This window comes from Candidatus Phytoplasma phoenicium, from assembly GCF_001189415.1.
Taxonomy (GTDB): Bacteria; Bacillota_I; Bacilli_A; order Acholeplasmatales; family Acholeplasmataceae; genus Phytoplasma; species Phytoplasma phoenicium.
Map to the genome: position 1 here is coordinate 1 of NZ_JPSQ01000043.1, position 2527 is coordinate 2527.

At 22.1% G+C, this 2527-nt stretch carries 3 protein-coding genes and 1 pseudogene; 3 read left to right on the top strand and 1 reads right to left on the bottom strand.

What is annotated here, in order from left to right; all coding sequences use genetic code 11:
* Positions 1 to 103: 103 nt before the first annotated feature.
* Complete coding sequence (locus AlmWB_RS01095) at positions 104 to 805, top strand: hypothetical protein (RefSeq protein ID WP_050337257.1); 702 nt, start codon at positions 104 to 106, stop codon at positions 803 to 805.
* Between the two features lie 46 nt (positions 806 to 851).
* On the opposite strand, the gene recU is transcribed toward AlmWB_RS01095, so the two are convergent.
* Positions 852 to 1430, bottom strand: coding sequence for a Holliday junction resolvase RecU (gene recU / locus AlmWB_RS01100; RefSeq protein WP_050337259.1), 579 nt, complete (start codon positions 1428 to 1430; stop codon positions 852 to 854).
* Positions 1431 to 1582: 152 nt separating this feature from the next.
* Here recU and AlmWB_RS01105 point away from each other — a divergent pair, with 152 nt between their 5' ends.
* Together AlmWB_RS01105 and AlmWB_RS01110 are read left to right on the top strand one after the other, a co-directional pair.
* The gene (locus tag AlmWB_RS01105) at positions 1583 to 2293 is read left to right on the top strand and encodes a ribonuclease J (protein ID WP_050337261.1); all 711 of its coding nucleotides are present in this window, start codon (positions 1583 to 1585) and stop codon (positions 2291 to 2293) included.
* A pseudogene (locus AlmWB_RS01110) lies at positions 2286 to 2527 on the top strand (ribonuclease J); the annotation flags it as partial. The gene AlmWB_RS01105 and the pseudogene AlmWB_RS01110, both read left to right, overlap by 8 nt.

Below are 2527 nucleotides of genomic sequence, written 5' to 3' on the forward strand. Positions count from 1 at the left end.
TAATTTTTTATTTATGGTCAAAAAAATTTTAATTAAAAATCTCATAAAATAAATATAAAAAAAGTGTATAATAGTAGGAAAGGTAAAAAAAGTAAAATAATAAATGAAACAGTTTTTATTAAGAAAAATAATTATTATTTCTTTTTTTCTAGCAATTTCTTTTATTATTGAAATTGTTATTAATAAAACAATTTTTCAATCACATTGTAATGAAGCTTTGTTAAAGTTAGAATTATTACCTATAATTTTAATAGGTTTTCTTTTTGGTTTTAAATTTAGTTTTTTTTTTAATTTATTATATATTTTGATTCATTCTATATTAGAATTTGCTATTATGGAGCATCATTTTGAAATATTAGGTGTTAATATAGTACATCATTGGTGGTTACGGTTAGGGTTAATATTTTTTGTTTTTGTTGTTCCTTATCTTGCTTATTCTATTTCTGGTTTTTTCTATTGTCATTCAAAAAAACATTTAATGAATCATCAAACAATTGTTAAAAGCTTAATATTTATTAGTTTAATACAAATTTTGTCTTATTTTTTGTTTACTATGATGATTAATTATTTTCAAAAGGAATCATCCATATCTTTTGAATCGTTATCACATAATGTTTTCATAGAATTGTTACTAACACCAATTCAAGGTGTTGCTCAAATTATTTTTGTATATTATTTTGCTAGTATTATGATTACAAATATTACTTTAGGTATTATTTTGTATTTTCTTAACCCTGTTTTAAAAGAAAATATTAAATTTTTTGACATGACAATTTATAATGGTATTTCTACTAATAAAAAATAAACTAAAAATAATTGATGTAACATTTATATCATTTATGTTTTGATTTTTAAATAAATTTATCGACAATTTTTAAATAATCTAAACGCGGATAATATCCATAAGTAATATTCCAAAAATGTTTTTTCATAAAAGAATAAGGAATGCTTTTTTTCTTGGGATATTCCTGATAATAAATGTTTAAATCATCAATTGATAAATAAAAATATTCATTGTGTTTTTTAAAATGAATAATAAAAAAACTTATTCCTCCAAAATTTTTTATTTGTTTTAAATAAGTTATTTGATGAGGCGAGATATTTCGAAGAGGAAAATAGTTGATATTATTAATTTCTTTCACATCAAAAGATAAATAACGTTGACGATAAATCCCATGATAATCAGGCAAAGAATTTAAACGGAAATAAGCTTCAACTATTTTTGCTTTTTGTCTTTTGGGATATTCTACTTTTACTATTTGAATAGGGACTGCGTTTTTAAAAATTAAAGCTTTTTGTTGATGTTGATATGCAAGATTACTAGCGTTAATATCTTTTTCTAAAGATGAACCTAAATTACTTTTGATTGTATTTTTTTTCATTTGAAGATTATAAGATGATTTATTGTGTGTTTTTAAAAGGTATTTCATATATTTAGGAAATTATACTTTCTTTAATTAATTTTTTAATTTTCTTTTTTTGCCTCAATGATTTAAATTGTGATAAAAAAAGAAAATTAAATAAACTATCTTTTATTTTAAATGATTTTTTAAAAATTTTTTTAAGGAGTTTAAAATATTAAATGCAAGAAGTCAATTTTTCCGCTTTAGGAGGATTAGGAGAAAAAGGCAAAAATTTTTATTTGCTTAAAATTAAATCTTCTTATTTTGTTTTAGATGCGGGATTAAAATATCCTAGTAGTGAAATTCATGGTATAGATTCTATTATTCCTGAATATACAAGATTAGAACAAATTAAACATAAAATCAAAGGTATTTTTATTACTTGTTCATTGGCTACGCATTCAGGTGCTTTGCCTTATTTAGTAAATTATTTAAAAGTTCCTATTTATAGTTCGAATTTTGCAATCGAAGTATTAAAGACAACTTTACAACAACATGATACTGAGATTAATATTAAAGAAGTAACTTTCAAATCTATTCAAGAACATTCTTGTATAGAATTTGAAGATACAAAAGTTTCTTTTTTTGGACTAGCACATTTTTTACCAGAAACTTTTGGTGTTGTTTTTGAAACATCGCAAGGTTCTATTGTTTACATGGGAGAAATGCATTTTTTACAACCAAAAAATAAAAACTTTCAAACAAATTTTAATGATTTAGTGAAATTGACGCATAAAAACAAAGTATTAGCTTTTATTGCTGCTTCACAAGGTTCTTTTAGTATGAATAAACAAAATAAAGAAGATATTTTAGAATATTATTTAAGCAGTTATTTTTCAAGCATCGAAAACTCTTTTTTTATTTGCTTGTTTAATTGCAGGTTTGATTAAAATTCAATTAGTTATTGATTTAGCAGTTGAATTTAATTTAAAAATCGCTATTTTAGGACGTAAAAGCGAAAAAATTATAGATATTGCGTTGCAAAAATCTTATTTAAAAATTCCAGATGGTTTTTTAGTGAATTTAATTCAACCTAAAGATTATTTGAAATATACTAATTTAATTGTGATAGTAGTAGGTAAACGTTTCGAACCTTTTTATCGTTTGCAAAGAATGTGTAAGCG